Genomic DNA, 22,123 nt, shown 5'->3' on the forward strand with positions numbered 1-22,123 from the left:
TGCGGGCGTAGTCTCGTGCGCAGGCTGGCTTCGCGAGGGCTTCGCACCGGATCCTCACCCCAACCCCTCTCCCGCAGGGAGAGGGGCTCGCGCCTTTCCCTTCTCCCACCGGGAGAAGGTGCCCCGCAGGGGTGGATGAGGGTACGGGCGCAGCCTCGCGCACAGGCTGGCTTCGCGAGGGCTTCGCCCCGGACCCTCACCCCAACCCCTCTCCCGACGGGAGAGGGGCTCGCGCCTTTCCCTTCTCCCCCGGGAGAAGGTGCCCCGCAGGGGTGGATGAGGGTACGGGCGCAGCCTCGCGCACAGGCTGGCTTCGCGAGGGCTTCGCCCCGGACCCTCACCCCAACCCCTCTCCCGCAGGGAGAGGGGCTCGCGCCCTTCCCTTCTCCCTCCGGGAGAAGGTGCCCCGCAGGGGCGGATGAGGGTACGGGCGCAGCCTCGTGCGCAGGCTGGCTTCGCGAGGGCTTCGCCCCCGTACCCTCACCCCAACCCCTCTCCCGACGGGAGAGGGGCTCGCGCCTTTCCCTTCTCCCCCGGGAGAAGGTGCCCCGCAGGGGTGGATGAGGGTACGGGCGCAGCCTCGCGCACAGGCTGGCTTCGCGAGGGCTTCGCCCCGGACCCTCACCCCAACCCCTCTCCCGCAGGGAGAGGGGCTCGCGCCCTTCCCTTCTCCCTCCGGGAGAAGGTGCCCCGCAGGGGCGGATGAGGGTACGGGCGCAGCCTCGTGCGCAGGCTGGCTTCGCGAGGGCTTCGCCCCGGACCCTCACCCCAACCCCTCTCCCGGGGGGAGAGGGGCTCGCGCGCTGCGCCGTCCGTCCACGCCACACCGTTCGTCACAAGGACTGTCTACGACCAAAGTACTAGACCCTCGGCCCTCCCCGCCATTGACCCCCCAGGCCATCGGGGCGACCCTTGCGGCAATCTCCGGGGGAGCGTTCTGCATGAAAGGGTTTTCCAAGCTGGCCTGGGCCGCACTCGCCATCCTGGCGGCGTTCTGCCTCGGCACCATCGCCCTGCGCCGCGGCGAGCACATCAATGCGCTGTGGATCGTGGTAGCCGCGGTGTCGATCTACCTGATCGCCTACCGCTTCTACAGCCTGTTCATCGCCGACAAGGTGATGCAGCTCGACCCCACCCGGGCCACGCCGGCAGTGCTCAACAACGACGGCCTGGACTACGTACCGACCAACAAGCACGTGCTGTTCGGCCACCACTTCGCCGCCATCGCCGGCGCCGGGCCGCTGGTCGGGCCGGTGCTGGCCGCGCAGATGGGCTACCTGCCCGGCCTGCTGTGGCTGGTGATCGGCGTGGTGGTGGCCGGCGCGGTGCAGGACTTCATGGTGCTGTTCCTGTCCAGCCGCCGCAACGGCCGCTCGCTCGGCGACCTGGTGCGCGAGGAAATGGGTCAGGTGCCCGGCACCATCGCCCTGTTCGGCGCCTTCCTGATCATGATCATCATCCTGGCGGTGCTGGCGATGGTGGTGGTCAAGGCGCTGGCGGAAAGCCCCTGGGGCATGTTCACGGTGATCGCGACCATGCCCATCGCGATCCTGATGGGCGTGTACATGCGCTACATCCGCCCCGGCAAGATCGGCGAGATCTCGGTGGTCGGGCTGATCCTGCTGCTGGCGGCGATCTGGTTCGGCGGCAAGGTCGCCGCCGATCCCACCTGGGGCCCGGTCTTCACCTTCACCGGCACGCAGATCACCTGGATGCTGATCGGCTACGGCTTCGTCGCCTCGGTGCTGCCGGTGTGGCTGCTGCTGGCACCGCGCGACTACCTGTCCACCTTCCTCAAGATCGGCACCATCATCGCCCTGGCGATCGGCATCCTGGTGGTGATGCCGGAGCTGAAGATGCCGGCGCTCACGCGGTTCGCCGCCAGCGGCGACGGCCCGGTGTGGAAGGGCGGCCTGTTCCCGTTCCTGTTCATCACCATCGCCTGCGGCGCGGTCTCCGGCTTCCACGCGCTGATCTCCTCGGGCACCACGCCCAAGCTGCTCGCCAACGAGTCGCACATGCGCTACATCGGCTACGGCGGCATGCTGATGGAATCGTTCGTGGCGGTGATGGCGTTGGTGGCGGCCTCGATCATCGACCCGGGCGTGTACTTCGCGATGAACAGCCCGGCCGCGGTGATCGGCGCCGACGTCGCCGCCGCCGCGCACCACATCAGCACCACCTGGGGCTTCGCCATCACCCCGGAGCAACTGACCGCCACCGCCGCGGCGATCGGCGAACCCACCATCCTGCATCGCGCCGGCGGCGCGCCGACGCTGGCGGTGGGCATCGCGCAGATCCTGCACCAGGCCATCCCCAACAGCAGCGACGCGATGATGGCCTTCTGGTACCACTTCGCGATCCTGTTCGAGGCGCTGTTCATCCTCACCGCGGTGGACGCCGGGACCCGCGCCGGACGCTTCATGCTGCAGGACCTGCTCGGCAACTTCATCCCGGCGTTGAAGAAGACCGAGTCGTGGACCGCCAACATCATCGGCACCGCCGGCTGCGTGGCGCTGTGGGGCTACCTGCTGTACACCGGCGTGATCGATCCGTTCGGCGGCATCCAGACGCTGTGGCCGCTGTTCGGCATCTCCAACCAGATGCTGGCCGGCATCGCGCTGATGCTGGGCACGGTGGTGCTGTTCAAGATGAAGCGCGACCGCTACGCCTGGGTGACCGCGGTGCCGGCGGTATGGCTGCTGATCTGCACCACCTACGCCGGCCTGATCAAGATCTTCGACCGCAATCCTTCGCAGGGCTTCATGGCGCAGGCGCAAAAGTTCCAGGACGCCATCGCCAGCGGCACCATCACCGCACCGGCCAAGTCGGTGGCGCAGATGCAGCAGATCGTCACCAACGCCTACGTCAACACCGGGCTGACCGTGCTGTTCCTGTGCGTGGTGTTCGCGGTGCTGGTCTACGCGATCAAGACCATTCTTGCCGCGCGCCGCAACCCGCAGCGCAGCGACCGCGAGACCGCGTACGTGGCCTTGCAGCCGCACCAGATGGCGGACCTGTAATGGCCGGCGCCCTGGTTCCGGTCGGGCAGTATCAGGCGCACCGCCGGCTATGGCGGCGCCTGGTGCAGACCGCGCGGCTGTGCTGCGGCATTCCCGACTACGACAACTACGTGCGGCACATGCTGGAAAAGCATCCGGACCGCGAGCCGATGGACTACAAGACCTTCTTCCGCGAGCGCCAGGAAGCGCGGTACGGCGGCAAGAGCGGGTTTCGCTGTTGTTGAAAGGCGGGGATTGGGGAGTCGGGATTGGGGATTGGTGGCTGTAATCGTGATGAAAGTGCGGCGATGCTTGCAATGGGCATCGCCGCTTGGCTGTTGTAGGAACGGCTTCAGCCGTGACGCATTACCGACAAGGCATCGCGGCTGAAGCCGCTCTTACGGAGAAGCACGCGGATGCCATGCACTCGCGGCGCCGCTCCCATTCCCCAATCCCGATTCCCCAATCCCGGCTCTTCAGGCCGCCGCGGCGCGCACCAGTTCCGCATAGGTCTGCGGCAGTTCGCGCATATGTTCCATCACCGCGGCCACGCCGAGCTGGCTCAGGGTCGCGGCGTGCCCGGCGGGAATGTGCGCGGCGCCAGTAAAGCCGATCACGGTCATGCCCGCGGCCAGCGCGGCGCTGGCGCCGGTGGCGCTGTCCTCGATCACCAGGCAGCGTTCCGGCGCCACCTCCAGCGTGCGCGCGGCCAGCAGATACACGTCCGGCGCGGGCTTGGGCCGCGCCACCATGTCGGCGCTGAAGATGCGTTCGCCGACACGCTCATGCAGGCCGGCGCGCGCCACCGAGGCGACCACGCTCTCGCGCATGCTGTTGGAGGCGACCGCCAGCGGCAGCGGCAACGCCAGCAAGGCCTCGCGCACGCCGTCGATCGGCTGCACCTCGGCGGCAATCAACGCCTCCGAGCGTGTGCGGATCTCCTGGCACAGGCCCGGCGGCAGCGCCAGCGCGTACTGCCGTTGCACGCGCTGCACGATTTCCTGCGCGGTGAGGCCGAAGCTGCCCGCAAGAAAGCGTTCCAGTTCGGCCCGCGGCACATAGGCGCCCAGCGCGTCGAGCATCACCCGGTCGGCCAGCACTTCGCTGTCGACGAGCACGCCGTCGCAATCGCTGATCAACAGGTCGAAGGGGGTCGCCGTCATCGCGCGCTCCTTTGGGAAAACGTCCATTATGCCGCTGCGCACATGTCCCTCGCCTGTGCGGCGCCTGCAGTCGCGGCAGCGCGGCCAATCCCATGCGCACGCGCTGCACGCGCCTGCTGCACTGCCTGTCCGCCCTGCCCGCTCGTGGCAGCAATCGCATCTCGGCGATATCCCGGCCGCCAAACGTTTGTTTCCGGTTAAACGACGGACCGCCTGGCGGGACGCCACCAGCGATTCGCAGACCGCGTCACAAAACTGGCACAACACCACTGCGTTCCGCTGCTAGCATCGGCAACGGCGCCAGGACGTGCGCCGTCATCCCAGGACCGCGAACAGGAAAGGAGCCTTGCATGCGTACGCCCGTCCCCGCCCTGATCGCACTCGCGACCTCGCTGTTCTTCTCGGTCAGTTGCGCCGCACAGTCCGGCGCCAAGGAGCATTCCGCCATGTCAGCCTCGCTGCAGGATCATTCTGTCGCGTTCCGCGACCCCGCACTCGCCGACATCGCCGCCGCCATCGCGCGCGGCGACGTCGCCCGCATCGCCGCCCTGGCGCCCGGCACGGACCTGTCCGCGCACGGCGACCAGAACGTCACCCTGCTCGAATGGGCCATCTGGAACGAACAGCCGCGCGCGCTGGCGGCGCTGCTCGACGCCGGTGCCGACCCGTCGCTGCCGGGCATGGATCAGGAAACCGTGGTGCACATGGCCGCCATGGCCAAGGATCCGCAATACCTGCAGATCCTGCTGCAGCACGGCGCCCCGGTCGACCCGGTGAGCGCGCGCGCGAACTGGACGCCGCTGTTCCGCGCCGTGCAGAGCAAGCGCGACGCGCAGATCGAACTGCTGCTCAAGGCCGGCGCCGATCCGAAGCGGGTCGACGCCACCGGCAACTCGTTGCTGCACCTGGCCGCGCAGAGCAGCGCCGGCAATCCCTGGGTGCCGAAGCTGCTGCAGGCCGGGGTCGATCCGAGCCTGCGCAACGCCCAGGGCAAGACCTTCCAGGCGTACTTCTTCAACACGCCCGAGCGCCTGCTCAACGCCAACGCGCAGCAGGTCCGCAACGACGTGCGCGCCTGGCTGAGCGCCCACGCCATCCCGTTGGAAGCGAGCCGCTGACGCGGTCGGTCGCCACATTCGCACGGAGCCGCGCATGAACCAGAACGAGCTTTCCCCGTCCGATCCGTCCACCTCCTTCTCCGACGCCGTCCGCGGCCAGCAGCCGCAGGCCGTGGACCGGCAACTGCCGCCACTGCTGCAGGACCTCTACCACACCGCGGCCGAACGCCGCGCCGGCGGCGCCGAGACCTTCGCCGCGCTGCCCGACGGCTGGTCGCGCATGGACGACGCCGCGCTGCAGCGCGCCGGCATCGATCCCAGCCTGCAGCACGACGCCAAGAGCGGCTTCGATGCCGCGTTCTACCGCAACCCGCAGGGCAACGTGGTGCTGGGCTTCTGCGGCACCGACGAACTGAAGGACTGGAAACACAACCTTGGCCAGGGCCTGGGCTTTTCCGACGCGCAGTACGCCTCGGCGATCCAGCTCGGCAGCCAGGCCAAGCAGGCCTTCGGCGACAACCTGCTGATCTCCGGGCACTCGCTGGGCGGCGGCTTGGCCGCGGCCTCGTCGATGGTCAACGACGTGCCGGCGGTGACCTTCAACGCCGCCGGGGTCAACAACAAGACGCTCGAGCGCGAAGGGCTGGATGCCGACGCGGCCAAGGCCTATGCCGCCGACGGGCTGATCCGCGGCTATCACGTCAAGAACGAACTGCTGACCTACCTGCAGGAAGACAACCTGCTGACCCGCGGCCTGATGCCCGACGCCGCCGGCCACCAGATCCAGCTGCCGGAACCGGACCCGCTGTCGTTCGGCCAGCGCCTGATCCCCGGGATGATGCTCAAGCATCGCCTGGACCTGCACGGCATCGACTCGGTGATGAAGGCCGAGGACCTGGCGCAGAACCAGAGCCAGGGTCAGGTTCAGAGCCAGGGGCAATCGGGTTCGCTGTCGACCGGCAGCCGCCTGTTCAACGACGCGGTGGTGCAGTTGGACGGCCAGCGCGACCGGCTCGGCCTGCACGACGACGCAGCCTTCCTCAACACCGCCGCCAGCGTCGCCGCGCGCGCCGGCCAGGACGGCCTGCAGCGCATCGACCAGGTGCTGCCCAGCCGCGATGGCGACCGACTGTTCGCGGTCCAGGGGCAACCGGAGAACCCGGCGCACCTGCGCAGCCAGGTCCAGACCGCGGCCGCGGCCCACGAGCCGTCGCAGGCCAACGTCGGCCAGTTGCAGCAACAGAACCTGCAGGCGCCGCCACAGCAGCAGGAAGAACGGCAGCGCAGCGTGGCGATGCAGTAGTCGCCGCCTGCGACTGCATCACGGCAGGCATCCACGCCGACGCCTGCCGTGGCGTCCACCACCCAGACCAGCGGTTTCGCAGGCACACCGCCGGACGCAGCGCCCTGGATCCATGCCCGCGATGTACGGCAGCAGTCCCAGCGCCGGCCCCCCGCATCGCGCTGCCGCACGCGAACAGGCTGCGGCGGTCACGCCGCCGCGGCTCAGCCCGCGCCGGCCATCGCGCGCAGGGTGATGCCGACCAGATAGGCCAGGTACGTGCCGGTGGCGTAGCCCATCGTGCCCAGCAACACGCCGACCGGGGCCAGCGCCGGGTGGAACGCGGCCGCCACCACTGGCGCCGAGGCCGGGCCGCCGACATTGCTCTGCGAGCCGATCGCGAAGTAGAAGAACGGCACCCGCAGCAGCTTGCCCAGCGCCAGCAGCAGCAGGACGTGCACGATGAGCCAGATCAGGCCGAGCGCGAAGATCCAGGGGCGGTCGAACAGCGCCAGCAGGTCCATCTGCATGCCGATGCAGGCGATCAGGAAATACAGCAGCAGCGTGCCGATGCGCGACGCGCCGGCGCCCTCGAGCGTGCGTGCGCGGGTGAAGCTGAGCAGCAGGCCGAAGGTGGTCGCCAGCACCACCACCCACACGAACGGCGAGCCGAGGCTGAACTGCTTGGCCCAACTCACGTTCGCGTCGAACCACGCCGCGGTCGGGGTGGCGATCGCATGCGCCAGGCCGACCGCGCCGAAGGCCACGCCGACGATCAGCATCAAGTCGGTGAGGCTGGCGACGCGTTCGTGCTGGGCCTGGAAGTGGGCGATGCGCTGCTTGAGGTCGTCGATGCCGCGGGTGTCGGCGCCAGTGCGCGCATCGATCGCCGGCGCACGTTGCGCAAAGAAGATCAGCAGTGCCATCCACACGTAGCCGACGCCGACGTCGACCACCGCGAACTGGCCGAAGGTGGTGGCATCGACCTGGAACACCTCACGCATCGCCAGCATGTTGGCGCCGCCGCCGATCCAACTGCCGGCCAACGCGGCCATGCCGGCCCAGGTGTCGCCGGCCACGGTCACCGGATGCAGCCACTTCATCACCTGGAACGCGACCACCGCGCCGAGCATGATGCTGAAGGACGCGCCCAGGTACATCGCCACCAACTTCGGCCCCAGCCGCAGGATGCCCTTGAGATCGATGGTGAGGGTGAGCAGCACCAGCGCCGCCGGCAGCAGCACGTCGCGCGCGACCGGGTTGTAGAGCGAATTATGCTGGCCGTCGATCAGCCCGACGGTGTTGTAGATGCCCGGGATCAGATAACACAACAACAGTGCCGGCACGATGCCGTAGAAGCGCTTCCAAAATCCCGACGGCCGCGCCGCGGTCCAGAACACCGCGCCCAGGGTGGCGGCGATCAGGCCGAAGATGACGATGTCGTTGGTGATCAGGGGCGTCGAGGGCATCGGGCTGTGGGGCGGGGATTCGGGAGCGGGGATTCGGGATTCGTGCGCCGCGGTTGGAGGTTTGGAGGTGTCAACAACGATCGAAAGAGAGCAACAAGCCGCGGGTGAATTCGCAGGAGCGATGCGCTGCAAGCGCCCTGTTGTTTTTGTGGGAGGGGCTTCAGCCCCGACGCTTCATTGGTAAGGCGTCGGGGCTGAAGCCCCTCCCACAAGGGTCATCGGATTACCGGGATCGCGGGAAAATCCCGAATCCCGAATCCCGAATCCCGAATCCCGAATCCCGAATCCCCGGGACCTGGGCCGCATTTCCAGAAGCGGCCCGGGAAACCCAGGCCCCAGGTCCCCTCACTGCCCGATATGCTGCTTCAGCCAGCCGTTGACCGTGTCGTGCCAGAGGATGCTGTTCTGCGGCTTCAGCACCCAATGATTCTCGTCCGGGAAGTACAGGAACTTGGACTCAATGCCCTTGCGCTGCAGCGCGCCGAACGCGGCCAGGCCCTGCTCCATCGGGATGCGGAAATCCTGCTGGCCATGGATCACCAGCATCGGCACCTTCCACTTGTCCACGTGCAGGATCGGGTTGAACTTTTCGTAGCCGGCCGGGTTCTGCCACGGCGTGCCGCCGTTCTCCCACTCGCTGAACCACAGCTCCTCGGTGGCGTAGCCCATCATGCGGTTGTCGAACACGCCGTCGTGGTCGACCAGGCACTTCCACGGCTTGTTCCAGTTGCCGGCCATCCAGTAGACCATGTAGCCGCCGTAGCTGGCGCCGAGCGCGCAGGCCTTGTCGCCGTTGAGGAAGCCGTACTGCTTCTGCGCCGCGTCCCAGCCCTTCTGCAGGTCTTCCAGCGGGCGGTCGCCCCAGTGCTGGCTGATCGCATCGGTGAAGGCCTGGCCGTAGCCGGTGGAGCCGTGGAAGTCGATCATCACCACCGCGTAGCCCTGCCCCGCGTAGGTCTGCGGGTTCCAGCGATAGCTCCAGCCGTTGCCGAAGCTGCCCTGCGGGCCGCCGTGGATCAGGAACGCCACCGGATAGGTCTTGCCTTCCTGATAGTTGTACGGCTTGACCACATAGCCGTGCACGGTGTCGTTGTTCCAGCCCTTGAACGAGAACTGCTCGTAGTCGCCGAACTTCACGTCCGGAAGCAGTTCGCCCGCGCTGGGGGTGATGGCGCGTGGCTGCTGGCCATCGGCATCGGCGACCATGATCTGATCGCCGCTCTTGAGGCTGTTGCGGGTGAAGGCCAGGGTGTTGCCGGCCAGCACCGGTGAGCCGACGCTGCCGTCGGCGGCCACGGTGCGGACCTTGCCATCGGCCACGTCGACCGCGAACAGCGGGTGCTGGCCCATGTCGTCGGCGGTGGTATAGACGGTCTTGCCGTCGGCCGACAGCACGATCTCGCCAGCGGAGCGATCCCACTGCGGGGCGATCTCGCGGGTCTTGCCGCTGGCCACGTCCATCGCCATCAGGCCGAAGCGGTCGGCCTCGAAGCCGGGGCGCTTCATCGCGCGGTAGAACAACGTCTTGCCGTCGGCGGAGAACACCGGGCCGGCGTCCCAGGCCGGGTTGGACGCGGTCAGGTTGACCGGCGCGGCCTTGCCGGCGGCGTCCAGCCGGTACAGGTCGAAGTTGGTCGACCACGGTTCCTCGCGGCCGGCCACGCGCACGCTGGCGACCAGCGACTGCCCGTCCGGCGCCCAGGTGTAGTCCTCGCTGCCGCCGAACGGCTTGGAGGGGATGTCGCCGGCCAGGGTCACGCTCACCGCAGAGGCGCCGGCCACCGGCTTGGCCTTGGCGCCGGCCGGCAGCGGCGCGACGAACAGGCTGTTGCGGCGACCGTCGTTCCAGGTATCCCAGTGGCGCACGAACAACTCGTCGAACACCACGCCGGTGGCCTTGGACTGCTTCTTGGCGTCCAGGCGCTTCTGCGTGCAGGCCAGGTCCGAACCGCAGTCCTGGAACACGCCGGCGCTGAAGGCCACGCGGTCGCCCTGCGGGGCGATGCGGTAGCTGTCCACGTCCAGCGCGAAATCGGTGAGCTGGCGCGGCGCGCCGCCGGCCAGCGGCAGCGCGTACAGCTGCTGGCGGCCGGACTTGGCGCTGAGGAAGTACACGGTCTTGCCGTCGGCCGACAGTTCCGGCGAGTTGACGTTCCAGCCTTCCGGGGTCAGCCGCTTCGGCGGCGCCGCATCGCGGGTGCGCAGGTCGCGCAGCCACAGGCTGGTGCTGGACTTCTCCAGCGCCTTGTCCATCTGCCGCTTGGCGAAGATCACCGTGCCGCCGTCGGGCGTCAGCAGCGGCGAGGACACCCGATCCAGCGCGACCATGTCGCGAACTTCGAAACCGCGGGTGGCGGCCAGCGCGGGCAGCGCGGTCAGCAGGGCCAGGGGCAGCAAGGCGTAGCGCAGGGTCATCGGGCGTCTCCGGAACACGGCAAAACGTCGATGGTAGGGGCCGCGGTGGGCGTGGTGCAAAGGACTGAAGTCATGGAGGGGCTGGGATTGGGGAGTCGGGATTGGGGATTGGGAAGCGCGGGGCGCTGGTTCGGCTGGGGCTACGAAGATCCGCACTGACCCGGTTTCGGATAGCAAGCGGACCGTGGCCATACCGCGGCCGGATGAGCGTGATGGATCGGGAGTGGCCGCGAGGCACTGATACGGCGAAGTGCAGCAGGCCAATGCCGAAGCTGGCCTTGGTGGCGAGGCGGACCGCGGGAGGCGCACGCGGCCGGGGCAAGATTCGGTCTTTGCGACCCACGCGGCGCGGAGCAGCCAGCGAGAAGCTTGCGGGATCGGCACGTGCGGCGCGCGGGCCCGGCCGGAAAAAGCGAAGCCCGGCGCGGGGCCGGACTTCGGATGTTGCGTTGCAGGAGGCGATTGCGCCGGTTACGTGCGCGGCGCGGCCGCGGCTTCGCCCTTGCGGCCGGTGCGGTACAGCAGCCAGCCGACGAAGGCCAGCAGCGCCAGGCCGTACCACTGGTTGAGGTGGAATGCTTCCGGCAGCGCCAGCACGTCGGCGCGGCCCGAGGCCACGATCGGCACCGCGATCGCAATGCCCATCAACGCCTCACCGGTGATCAGGCCCGCGGCGAACAGCGTGCCCGGGCGGTGCACGCGATCGCGGCCCTCTTCGTCATCGGCGCGGATCTTGTGGAAGCGCTCGACCAGGTGGGTCAGCAGGCCGCCGAGGAAGATCGGCACCATCAGCTCCAGCGGCAGGTAAATGCCGATCGCCGCGGCCAGCACCGGCACGCGGAAGCGCTTGCCGGTCTTCTTCAGCCACTCGTCCAGGGCGATGATCGCCGCACCGACGCCGGCACCGATGCCGATCATGGTCCACGGCAACTCGCCGCCGAACAGGCCCTTGGCCACCGACGCCATCAGCGTGGCTTGCGGCGCCGCGAGCGCATTGGGATGCTGCGGCGTGGCTGCGCCGATGCCATAGGCCTGGGCCAGCAGATTCAGCACCGGCGCCATGATCAACGCGCAGGAGAACGCACCGATCGCCAGCATCAGCTGCTGCTTCCACGGCGTGGCGCCGACCAGGTAGCCGGCCTTCAGATCCTGCAGGTTGTCGCCGCCCACCGCGGCGGCGCAGCACACCACCGCGCCGATCATGATCGCGGCGACCGCGCCGATCGGCGAATCGCGCCCGAGCAGCACCACCAGCACCGCCGAGGCGAACAGGATGGTGGAGATGGTGATGCCGGAGACCGGGTTGTTCGACGAGCCGATCAGGCCGGCCAGGTAGCCGGACACCGAGACGAACAGGAAACCGGCGACGATCATGATGAGGGTCATCGGCACGCTGACGTGCCACTGGCCGACGATGGCCTGGTACAGGCCCAGCAGCGGCAGCGTGCATAGCAGCAGCGCGACCAGCATCCACTTCATCGGCAGGTCGCGGTCGGTCTCGGCCACCGCGGCGCCGCCGGTGCTCTTGCGCGCTGCGGCGAAGCCGCTCTTGACGCCCGACAGCAGCGACTTGCGCAGCGAGAACAGCGTCCACACGCCGCCGATCAGCATCGCGCCCACGCCCAGATAGCGCACCTTGGCCGCCCAGATGCCGAACGCCGCTTCGGCCGCCGGCGCATTGACCAGGCTCTGCGCCAGCGCCGGGTCGGAGCCCATGAAGAACTGCTGGTACAGCGGGATGGCCAGATGCCAGGACAGGATCGAGCCGGACAGCACCACGATGCCGACGTTGAGCCCGACGATATAGCCCACGCCCAGCAACGCCGGCGACAGATTGGTGCCGACGTAACCGACCATCTTGCTGCTGCCGATGTACGCGGCCTGCGCCCAGGTATCCGGAATCACCTTCAGGCCGCTGGCCGCGCCGAGCTTGACCAGCCCGCCGATCGCCGCCGACAGGCCCAAGATCTTCAGCCCCGGCCCGGGATTCTCACCGGCCTTGAGCACTTCCGCGGCGGCCTTGCCCTCCGGGAACGGCAGCGGGTCCTCGACGATCATCGAGCGCCGCAGCGGCACCGAGAACAGCACCCCGAGCAGGCCGCCCATGCCGGCGATGCCGAGCACCCACCAGTACTTGAAGTCCGGCCAGTAGCCCATGATCACCAGCGCCGGGATGGTGAAGATCACCCCCGCCGCGATCGAGGAACCGGCCGAGGCGCCGGTCTGCACGATGTTGTTCTCGAGGATGGAACCGCCGCCGAGCAGGCGCAGCACCCCCATCGACACCACCGCCGCCGGAATCGCGGTGGCGATGGTCAGGCCGGCGAACAGACCGAGGTAGGCATTGGCGGCGGACAGCACCACGGCCAGCACGATCGCCAGCACCACGGCACGGAACGTGAGCTGGCGCGGCGCGGCAGCGTTGTTCATGGTTACCCCTGAAACGACAAAAACGCTTTGCACGCTAGCGTCTGGGGCCGGGCAAGTCCAGCATCGCGGTGCCCAGCTTGTGGCACATGCCTGGGGGCGGGGATTGGGGATTTGGGATTTGCAGAGGCTGAGGCAGCTAATAGCCCCTCTCCCGTCGGGAGAGGGGTTGGGGTGAGGGTGAGGCGCACGCAGCACACCCCAACCCCCCAGGCGCAGCCCGACCCTCATCCGCCCCTTCGGGGCACCTTCTCCCGAGGGGAGAAGGAACGGCGTTAGCCCCTCTCCCACCGGGAGAGGGGTTGGGGTGAGGGTGCGGCGGCGCGCAGCGCGCTCACTCATTACCTGCTCTACCCGCCCCTCATCCGCCCCTGCGGGGCACCTTCTCCCGAGGGGGAGAAGGAACAGCAAGAGCCCCTCTCCCACCGGGAGAGGGGTTGGGGTGAGGGTGCGCCCGCCGCCGAACCATCCATGCCGCGCGCCGCCATTCGCGCGGGCGCCCGCGCGCCTATACTCCGCCGCTGCCTTCCTGCGCCGAGAGTCGCCGTGTCCGTGTCCTCCCTGCCGCTGCGCCACGCGCGCGACGATTTCCTCGGCCATCCCAAGGGCGTCTACGTCTGTTTCTTCACCGAGATGTGGGAGCGCTTCTCCTTCTACGGCATGAAGGCGCTGCTGTTGCTTTACCTCACCAAGTACCACCTGTTCGGCGACGACGCCGGGCTCGACCTGCTCGGCGCCTACGGCGGCCTGGTGTACTGCGTGCCGGTGCTCGGCGGGCTGCTCGCCGACCGCTGGCTGGGCATGCGCAAGGCGGTGGTGTTCGGCGGCCTGCTGCTGGTGCTCGGCCACATCGGCATGGCGTTCGAGGGTCACGCCGCCACCCGGGTCAACGGCGAGGTGGTGCGCGACACCGCATCCCTGGGCGTGACCTACCTGTCGCTCGCGCTGATCATCATGGGCGTGGGCTTCCTCAAGCCCAACATCTCCACCATCGTCGGCAAGCTGTATCCGGCCGACGACCCGCGCCGCGACGCCGGCTTCTCGCTGTTCTACGCCGGCATCAATCTCGGCGCGCTGTTCGCCTCGCTGGTCTGCGGTTTTCTCGGCGAGGCCTACGGCTGGCGCTACGGCTTCGGCGCGGCCGGCATCGGCATGCTGCTCGGCCTGGGCATGTTCCTGTGGGGCCAGAAATACCTGCACGGCCACGCCGAACCGGCGCAGCCGGCGCTGCTGCGCGAGCGCGTGCTTGGCGTGCCGCGCGAATGGGCGATCTACCTGTGCGCCGCGCTGGGCGTGCTGCCGGTGGCCGCGCTGATGTGGGCCGCGGCCAACGGCGCTTTCAGCCTGGGCGGGGAAATTTCCCTGGCCCTGCTGCTGATGCTGCTGGTGCTCGGCGCGGTGCTGCTGTGGTTCGCCTGGTTCACCGGCACCCAGTGCACGCCGGTGCAGCGCCAGCAGATGATCGCGCTGATGGTGCTGATCGCGATGGCGCTGGTGTACTTCACCCTGTACGAGCAGACCTACGGCTCGTGGGTCACCTTCACCGACCGGCTGATGACCAAGGACATCGTACCGTCGCTGGTGATCCGCGGCGGCACGCCCCTGCCCTGGTCGATCGCCTCGTTGCTGCTGGCGCCGCTGGGTTTCGTGCTGGCGGCCTCGCTGTCCGACCGCCGCCCCGGCTCGTCGGCGCCGCGGCGGCTGTTCGTCGCGGTCAGCGCGCTGATGCTGCTGTTCCTGATCCGCGACTGCCTGGTGCTGCCGCAAACCGCCGGCTCGCTGACCTATCTGGGCGCGCTGTTCCTGGTGTTGCTGGCGCCGCTGTTCGCCGCGCTGTGGGCGTGGCTGGCACGGCGCGGACGCGAGCCGTCCAAGCCGGCCAAGTCGGCAATGGGACTGTTGTTGGCCGGCCTGTCCTTCGTGCCGCTGGCGCTGGCCGCGCAACAGGTCGGCGCGACCGGCCAGATGGCGAGCGTGTGGTGGCTGGTGCTGGCCTACTTCGTGCTGGAGGCCGGCGAAATGTGCCTGTCGCCGGTCGGCCTGTCGGCGGTGACCCAACTCGCGGTGCCGCGCGTGGTCAGCCTGATGATGGGCACCTGGTTCCTGGCCACGGCGTTCTCCGAGGCGCTGGCGGCGCTGTTCGGCAAGCTGGCCGCGATCGAGGTGCCGGATGGCCAGACCCTCAACATCGCCGACGCCGCGGCCAAGTACGCGCACCTGTTCTGGCTGCTGCTGTGGATCGGCGTGGGTTGCGCGGTGCTGGCCTTCCTCGCCGCGCCGCTGCTGCGGCGGATGATGCACGGGGTGCGTTGAGGGGTTGTGTCGCCCGAGCGGCGACGCAACCGTTTCACATCGACACAGCGCATTTCGCATGGTCAAGGACGACCTCGGCGATAAGTCCTGCTAGTCGTGCTGCGCCACAGATCCAACCAGAGCCAGTGCAACAGCGATGCGGCCGCCTGGAGCGCACATGGTCAGGCGCAAGCGCTCACGGTTTGGCCGACGCCGGCACCGCCTACGTGCTGCACAGCGAGCACTCAGCAGTTCCAGCGCGCGAGTGTAGAACGCCCAGCGATGCGCTTCGGCATGGAATCCATGCCCCCCGCCGGGGCGTACATCCTCCCCACCGGCACACAGCCCCCAGCGTCGCCTCAATGCGCATTAGTGGTGCATGGGCAACGCAGATCGGCATTTGAACCTCTCAATACAATATTTTCATATGAAACTATTGAAATCTTAAAGATCTTGCCTTGCTACAGGCGCGGTGCTAGCTTCTGCTCGTCGCCGCATGACGACATCTAGAAAAGGAGCTTTGTGATGAAAATCCAAGATGGCAAGCTTGAGAAACAAGATTCTCCATCCAATCCTTTCGCTATCCAGCTCGACGAACCCATGCAAAATATCGCAGCGCCTGGCGTCTGCGAGATGAAGCCTTATCTTGGTGAGGATTCTCGCGGGTACTCCACGCAACCTGGCGGCTAAAACGACGGCGATTGCACCAAAGGCATCGCGATAAAGAGCGCCGCCATCAGGCGGCGCTCTTCTGTTCTAAAGCGCGATAACCATCCGACGCCGATCGCAGGCAGCCGCGTCGCCATGATCAAGGCCAACGTCGCTTTTTCCGACCTCGAACATTCCCCGGTGTGGCAGGACAGTATCCTGTGTCTCGGGAACAGCCAGATCGCGCCCTACCGTCACCCTGCGCTGGAAACCGTCGTGGTTCGCACGCAGGGACAGTGGTTCGCGACGGTACGCGAGCGCTGCACGGACGTCGAATGGAAAAAAGACGATACGGGCGTGCTGGTCGATGCCGATCAATTCAACCGGCTATACAAAGAGGCTCTGCTATGGCCGCTTGATTATCTCATGATCGAAGTGGCCCAGGCCGGATCCCGACTGAAATTGCGCGCGGGCCTTCTCGCATCGGCGCCGGTCTATTGCCGGGTCACCGATGCCGCAGTAGAAATCTCCTACGATCTGGCCGACTTTTTTTCCCGACCCACCACCATCGACCTGGAGATGGCCAGTCGGCGTCTCGCACTTAACGCGGACTACTCCGCCAGACAGTTGTGTTCGGGTGTCGTAATGCTGACAGAACGCGCCACGCTTTACGCCGAGCCGGCCAAGACGCGTTACGTCTATCCTTCGCCTGCTGACATCGGATCGCCTTCCCAAGAAGCACTGATCGACTACGGCGTAGAGCGATTCGAGCAGTTGTTGCATCGTGCCATTTCGATTCGTCCCGCGTCGAAGCGGGTGGCCACGGAGTTGAGTGGGGGCATGGATTCGGCGACGGTTGCATGCGCTCTGACGCGATCGCATGACAACATCCTGAGCTTTGGAATCTTGCTCGACGAGGGAGACAGTCAAAACCAGGCACAACGCCGTCGCATGCTTGTTGAAAAGCTCGGCCTTCGCGACACGAGCATCCCTATCGCTTCATTCCCACCAACGCTCGATCTGCAACCGAGCGCGGCTCGACCGGACTATCCCCTTGTCGAGTTCTATCTCGAAGCGTTCGAACATTTGTGGGACTGCGCTCAAGCACAGGAAAGCGAATGGCTTTTCACCGGTATTGGCGGAGACCAGCTGTTCCCAATGTACCGGAACGAGGAACATCCCAGCGCAGGTCCCGGCAGCGGGGTGGCTGCAGAAGCCAAACGTCGCGCGAATCTGTTGTTGACGCCCCGAGCGCTCACTGCATCGCGTTCGATCAGTGGATTTGATGCTCCCACCGGTCTGTTGTCTGCATCCGTATTGGCGTCGAACGCGTGCCAGGCTCCCCATCTGCTTCGGCGAGGCCTCTGGCCGGTCAATCCCTTAAGCGATCCACATCTGGTGGCTTTCTGTCGGGGCCTCCCCCTCGAGTGCCGTAAAGATCGAGAAACGATGTGGCGCTATTTACGGGCCAACGTAGGCGACCTATTTTCGCGAGATTATTGCAAGGAAACGTTCGCCCATGTCCTGCCTGAGTTGATCGCACATCACGCCAAGACGATCGCCGTGCAGCTGAGCGAATGCGCCCTTGCCGACTTGGGCTTGGTCGACCGAGACGCCGTCCTCCAACTACTGGACGAGTTGGTGGCGACGCGCGCGCGTCCGCTGACGGCACCATTGATCTCGTTCCTTTGGCTGGAGCGCTTCGTTCGGCAGTTTGCCTGACAATCCCATGCAGCAGGCGAAGCCAGGGCGGCGAGACCTCGACGTCATCGAGGCGGCGGTCAAGTATGCGCACCGCCTCTACCCATTCCAGCTGAACGGCAAGATCGACCAGCCATGGAAGCAGGTGACCAATTCGGTATGAACTCGAAGTGCCAGTGCCAGTCGCTCACGCTGAGCTATCGAGTCCAACCCGCGTCAGTGCGGTCCGGAAGTACCGGACCGCACTGATACCGCACAGCAGTGGCGCCTGGCGCCTCGGCCGGAGTGTCAGGCGACAGCCCCTTACGGCTTCGCTGCCGCCGGCGCCGCCTGCGCACCGCCCAGCGACTTGCTCAGGAACGCCAGCAGCCGGGTGTAGAACTCGCGACGATGCGCCTCGGTGTAGAAGCCATGGCCCTCGGTCGGGACGTACAGCGTTTCCACCTGCACCCCTGCCTTCTTCAACGCCGCTTCCATCTTCTTGGAATGCTGGATGGGCGCACGCTCGTCCTCGCCACCCGCCGCCAAGAACACGGGCACCTTGATCTTGTCGGCCAGATTGACCGGCGAAATCGCGGCCAATCCATCGCCCGTCCCCATCCATTCGCGCAAGAAATTCTGGCTGGCATCGCGCAGCTGGGCATCGCCCCTGACATACATCATCGGCAGGTCGTAGACACCGACATAGCCGGCCGCGCAGCGATACAGCGTCGGCTCCTTGGCCACGCCCATCAACGACGCATAGGCGCCGTAGCTGGCGCCGTACATGCAGATGCGCTGCGGGTCCGCGATACCTTGGTCGATCGCCCAGCGGGTGGCATCGGTGACGTCGTCCTGCATCTTGCCGCCCCATTGGCCTGCGCCGGCCTGCTGGAAAGCGCGCCCGTAATTGCCGGAACCCCGATAATTGACCTGCAGCACCGCGTAACCGGCGCTGGCCAGGATCTGCGCATCCTCATCGAACATGCCGTTGTCGAAGATCCCGAACGGTCCGCCATGCGGCATCACCACCATCGGCACCTTGCCGGACTTGGCCGCCGCCGGCAGGGTCACGAACCCATGCAGTGGCAGGCCATCTCGCGCCTGCAACGCGACCGGCCGCACCTCGGCCAGCTTCGGCGGCTGCAGTGCCGCACGGCGTGCGAACACGAAATCGGCCTTCTTGGCGACGGTGTCGAACAGGTAGAACTCGCCCGGATTGCGACCGGACTGCACGTTGACCAGGTTGAGCTGGCCGTCGCGCGTGCTGGAGGTGACATAGACTGCCTGCCCCGGGAAGGCCGCTTCCAGCGAGCGCTGGGTCTTGGCTTCGGGCGAGGCGTCATCGAAAAACAGGCTCCGCGGCTTGTCGCCCAGCACTTCGATCCCGACCGGGACATGGGTGCCATGGCGATACATGATCCGATAGGGATCGGCCAGCACATCGCGTGCCACCACCTTGCGCTCGCCGCTGTCGGTATTCCACGACTCGATGACGTCACTCCCCTTCGCCTGCTGTACCTGCAGATACGCGACATGCCCGTCTTCGGAAAAACCGATCGGCGTCTCCACGTGATGGCTGACGTTTTCGTCATTGATCAGCTTCCAGTCGCTGCCCTGCGCATCGCGATAGAACAGCTTCTTGGCATTGTCGGCATCCGCGCCCAAGGCGAAGCGCACCTTGCCTTGCTCATCGCTGTAGAAATCCGCGCCGCGCACCTTGGGCGAACCGGTCAGCAACCGCCGGCGGCCGCTATAGACGTCCATGATTTCGGTGCGGCTATAAGGATCCTGGCTGGTGCTGAACGGCTGCGCCTGGATGATGACGTTGCGGTCGTCGCCGGGCAGCGAACCAACGAAATACGCGGCAACCTTCTCCACCTTCTTGGTCTGGATCAGCGTCCCCGGCCCGTTGCCGGTCACGCGCTGGCCCACCAACAGCTCCGCCGCGCCGCCATCGGCGTTGATCGCGAACAGTTCCCCGGTCCCCCACGGCCGATCCCGCTGCCCGATCTTCTGGACCATGTTGAACAGCACGCGCGTGTCGTTGACCCACACGAAATCGGAGACGTGCGTGTTCTTCTCCATCGAGAAGCTGCCGACGATCTTGTTGTCGGAGCGGCGCATGATCGCCAGCGCGGTCCGATCCTCCAGCGGCACCGTCGCCGCGTAGTACTCGCCGGTGGGCGACAACTTCAGCGTTTCGACCTGCTCCTTGACCAGATACGGCGCCAGATCCACCTGCGCCCATGCATTCCCCGCTCCCAGCAGACACAACAACGCGACTGCGCGCAGCCCCTTCTTCATTCCCTGTTCCCCTGTTCCTGTTGGCGTGACGTACGCGTGAAGTCTAATCCAGGCGCTTGTCCGATGGCGTACCGGAAGCTGGGCGCCGACCTCAGGCGACGACGGGGCTGGAAACTGAAAAAGCGCGCTGCCCGGAGGCCGCACGCCCGTCACCAGCCGCGGAAACGGCGGCGCGCACCGATCAGGCGCATCGCCGCCGCCCTGCCGTCGCCTACTCTCTCGGCGCGCCGGTCGACCCGCGCACCATCAAGCTGAAGTCCAGCGTCTGCTGCAGCGGCACGTCCACCCGTTCGATGATGGCAAGCAGCAGGTTGACTGCGCGGACACCGATGTCGCGCATGGGCTGCCTGATCGTCGTCAATGGGGGGGTGAGGTAACGGGACGACGCCAGGTCGTCGAAGCCGACGATGGACAGCTGGTCCGGCACGCCGATGCCCAGGTCCCGGCAGGCCGCCAGGGCCCCCAGCGCCATCTGGTCGCTGAAGCAGAAGATCGCGGTCGGCGCAGGCGCACGGCCCAGCAGCGCCAGCGCGGCCGCATGGCCGGATTCGACGGAGAAATCGCCCGGCACGACGGTCAGGCTGCGCAGGCGGCGGTGCGCCTTGGCGCAGGCCCGGACCCCTTCCAGTCGCTGCTGATGCAGGGGATTGTCGGGCGGGCCGCCGACCACGGCGATCCGCGCGTGCCCCAGCCCATACAGGTGGTCCATCACCGCGCCCGCGGCGGCCGCGTTGTCGATGTGCACGCTGGGAATGCCCAGCGCCGGGTCGAACTCGCAGCCGTTGACCACCGGCGCGGCGGCGCCCCGCTGCTTGACGATCGCGCGCGCCGTCGGCGGCAGGCGGTGGCCGAGCACGATCAGGCCGTCGGCCTCGTTGCGCCGGAGCATCTGCGCGTAGCGCTCCTCGCGGTCGGGCTGGTGCTGGGTATCGCCCAGCAGCACGGCGTAGCCGACCGCCTGCGCGGCGTCCTCCGCGCCCTGCAGGATCTGCGCAAAGAAGGGATTGGCGATGTCCGGGACGGTGACCAGGAGCTTGCCGCTGCGCTGGGTCTTGAGCGTCCTGGCCACGGTGTTGGGCACATAGCCCAGCGCGGCGGCGGCCTGCTCGATGCGCGCGCGCGTGGCGGGCAGGACCTTTTCCGGCCGGGACAGCGCCCGCGACACCGTGCCCGCAGTGACGCCAACGTGCTTTGCGATGTCGTAGATGGTTGTGGCCATGAATCTGAGCTCTTCTTCTTTCTGCTGTGCAGTGCACAACGGGTCTTGCGGGAGGCCCATGCTAGGATGATTCAATCGATTGCATGAGGTCGAATCACGTTGAAGACGCTCAAGGGTCCAGCGCTGTTCCTGGCACAGTTCATTGCCGACACACCTCCCTTCAATCGCTTGGACACGCTGGCCGAATGGGCCGCGGGCCTGGGCTATTCTGGCCTACAAGTACCGACCAGCGCGCCCCACCTGTTCGATCTGACCCAGGCCGCGCACAGCCAGGCGTACTGCGACGACCTCGCCGGCATGCTGGCCGGGCATGGCCTGCAGATCACCGAGCTGTCCACCCACCTGCAGGGACAGCTGGTCGCCGTCCACCCCGCCTACGACAGCCTGTTCGACGGCTTCGCCCCGCCGGACAAGCGCGGCAACCCCGCCGCCCGCCAGGCCTGGGCGGTGGAGCAGCTGCAGTTGGCCGCCAAGGCCAGCCAGCGCCTGGGACTGACGGCGCATGCCACGTTTTCCGGCGCGCTGGCCTGGCCCTACTTCTATCCCTGGCCGCAACGCCCGCCCGGACTGGTGGAAGAAGCCTTCGCCGAGCTCGGCCGGCGCTGGCGTCCGATCCTGGATGCCTTCGACGCCTGCGGCGTGGACCTGTGCTTCGAGATCCACCCGGGCGAGGACCTGCACGACGGCGCCACCTTCGAGCGCTTCCTCGACGTGGTCGACCAGCACCCACGCGCCAAGATCCTGTACGACCCCAGCCACCTGCTGCTGCAGCAGATGGACTACCTGGGTTTCATCGATCGCTACCACGCGCGCATCGGCATCTTCCACGTCAAGGACGCGGAGTATCGCGCCAGCGCGCGCAGCGGCGTCTATGGCGGCTACCAGGACTGGATCGATCGTCCGGGGCGGTTCCGTTCGCTCGGGGATGGCCAGATCGATTTCAAGGCGATCTTCTCCAAGTTCGCGCAATACGATTTCCCGGGCTGGGCGGTGCTGGAGTGGGAGTGCTGTCTGAAGCATCCGGAAGATGGAGCACGCGAGGGGGCCGCGTTCATTCGCGACCACATCATCCGCGTGACCGAACGCGCCTTCGACGATTTCGCCGATAGCGGCGCCGATCCGGCATCGCTGCGCCGCATGCTGGGAACCTGAGTCATTACC

The 22,123-nt window shown here is 67.2% G+C and carries 15 protein-coding genes; 9 read left to right on the forward strand and 6 right to left on the reverse strand.

Annotated elements, in window-relative coordinates; translation table 11 throughout:
* Positions 1-941: 941 nt before the first annotated feature.
* Positions 942-3,023, forward strand: a complete 2,082-nt coding sequence (locus tag RAB70_RS16440) for a carbon starvation CstA family protein (RefSeq protein ID WP_148830081.1) — start codon at positions 942-944, stop codon at positions 3,021-3,023.
* Complete coding sequence (locus RAB70_RS16445) at positions 3,023-3,247, forward strand: YbdD/YjiX family protein (protein WP_017909376.1); 225 nt, start codon at positions 3,023-3,025, stop codon at positions 3,245-3,247. Before RAB70_RS16440 ends, RAB70_RS16445 begins: the two co-directional genes overlap by 1 nt.
* A gap of 231 nt (positions 3,248-3,478) precedes the next feature.
* Here RAB70_RS16445 and RAB70_RS16450 read toward each other — a convergent pair whose 3' ends face one another.
* Complete coding sequence (locus RAB70_RS16450) at positions 3,479-4,165, reverse strand: HAD-IA family hydrolase (protein WP_148830082.1); 687 nt, start codon at positions 4,163-4,165, stop codon at positions 3,479-3,481.
* A gap of 350 nt (positions 4,166-4,515) precedes the next feature.
* Here RAB70_RS16450 and RAB70_RS16455 point away from each other — a divergent pair, with 350 nt between their 5' ends.
* Complete coding sequence (locus RAB70_RS16455) at positions 4,516-5,283, forward strand: ankyrin repeat domain-containing protein (RefSeq protein WP_170268156.1); 768 nt, start codon at positions 4,516-4,518, stop codon at positions 5,281-5,283.
* A gap of 34 nt (positions 5,284-5,317) precedes the next feature.
* Complete coding sequence (locus RAB70_RS16460) at positions 5,318-6,526, forward strand: XVIPCD domain-containing protein (protein WP_017909373.1); 1,209 nt, start codon at positions 5,318-5,320, stop codon at positions 6,524-6,526.
* 203 nt (positions 6,527-6,729) lie between these two features.
* Here RAB70_RS16460 and RAB70_RS16465 read toward each other — a convergent pair whose 3' ends face one another.
* The 3 genes from RAB70_RS16465 to RAB70_RS16475 all read right to left on the reverse strand — a co-directional run bounded on the left by RAB70_RS16465 (position 6,730) and on the right by RAB70_RS16475 (position 12,819).
* Entirely contained in the window at positions 6,730-7,974 is a 1,245-nt protein-coding gene (locus tag RAB70_RS16465; RefSeq protein WP_017917455.1) for a DUF819 domain-containing protein, read from the reverse strand.
* Positions 7,975-8,319: 345 nt separating this feature from the next.
* The gene (locus RAB70_RS16470) at positions 8,320-10,389 is read right to left on the reverse strand and encodes a S9 family peptidase (protein ID WP_148830083.1); all 2,070 of its coding nucleotides are present in this window, start codon (positions 10,387-10,389) and stop codon (positions 8,320-8,322) included.
* A 471-nt stretch (positions 10,390-10,860) separates the two neighbouring features.
* Positions 10,861-12,819 carry an OPT family oligopeptide transporter gene (locus tag RAB70_RS16475; RefSeq protein ID WP_148830085.1) on the reverse strand — a complete coding sequence of 653 codons (1,959 nt, stop codon included), beginning with the start codon at positions 12,817-12,819 and terminating at the stop codon, positions 10,861-10,863.
* Positions 12,820-13,362: 543 nt separating this feature from the next.
* On the opposite strand from RAB70_RS16475, the gene RAB70_RS16480 reads away from it, so the two are divergent.
* From RAB70_RS16480 to RAB70_RS16495, 4 genes are all read left to right on the forward strand, one after another.
* Positions 13,363-15,129, forward strand: coding sequence for a peptide MFS transporter (locus RAB70_RS16480; protein ID WP_148829051.1), 1,767 nt, complete (start codon positions 13,363-13,365; stop codon positions 15,127-15,129).
* A gap of 504 nt (positions 15,130-15,633) precedes the next feature.
* On the forward strand, positions 15,634-15,798 hold the full coding sequence (locus RAB70_RS16485; RefSeq protein WP_170268151.1) for a hypothetical protein: 165 nt from the start codon (positions 15,634-15,636) through the stop codon (positions 15,796-15,798).
* 114 nt (positions 15,799-15,912) lie between these two features.
* The gene (locus RAB70_RS16490) at positions 15,913-17,478 is read left to right on the forward strand and encodes an asparagine synthase-related protein (RefSeq protein ID WP_148829050.1); all 1,566 of its coding nucleotides are present in this window, start codon (positions 15,913-15,915) and stop codon (positions 17,476-17,478) included.
* A 7-nt stretch (positions 17,479-17,485) separates the two neighbouring features.
* Positions 17,486-17,620, forward strand: coding sequence for a hypothetical protein (locus RAB70_RS16495; RefSeq protein WP_265529694.1), 135 nt, complete (start codon positions 17,486-17,488; stop codon positions 17,618-17,620).
* Between the two features lie 140 nt (positions 17,621-17,760).
* Here the strand turns inward: RAB70_RS16495 and RAB70_RS16500 are convergent, their stop codons facing one another.
* Positions 17,761-19,524, reverse strand: coding sequence for an alpha/beta hydrolase family protein (locus tag RAB70_RS16500; RefSeq protein ID WP_408068843.1), 1,764 nt, complete (start codon positions 19,522-19,524; stop codon positions 17,761-17,763).
* A 430-nt stretch (positions 19,525-19,954) separates the two neighbouring features.
* Positions 19,955-20,962 (reverse strand): LacI family DNA-binding transcriptional regulator, encoded by a 1,008-nt coding sequence (locus tag RAB70_RS16505; protein ID WP_148829049.1) that lies wholly within the window; start codon positions 20,960-20,962, stop codon positions 19,955-19,957.
* 99 nt (positions 20,963-21,061) lie between these two features.
* Here RAB70_RS16505 and RAB70_RS16510 point away from each other — a divergent pair, with 99 nt between their 5' ends.
* On the forward strand, positions 21,062-22,114 hold the full coding sequence (locus RAB70_RS16510) for a sugar phosphate isomerase/epimerase (RefSeq protein WP_148829048.1): 1,053 nt from the start codon (positions 21,062-21,064) through the stop codon (positions 22,112-22,114).
* The last annotated feature ends 9 nt before the right edge of the window (positions 22,115-22,123 follow it).

Source organism: Xanthomonas sontii, from assembly GCF_040529055.1.
Lineage (GTDB): Bacteria > Pseudomonadota > Gammaproteobacteria > Xanthomonadales > Xanthomonadaceae > Xanthomonas_A > Xanthomonas_A sontii.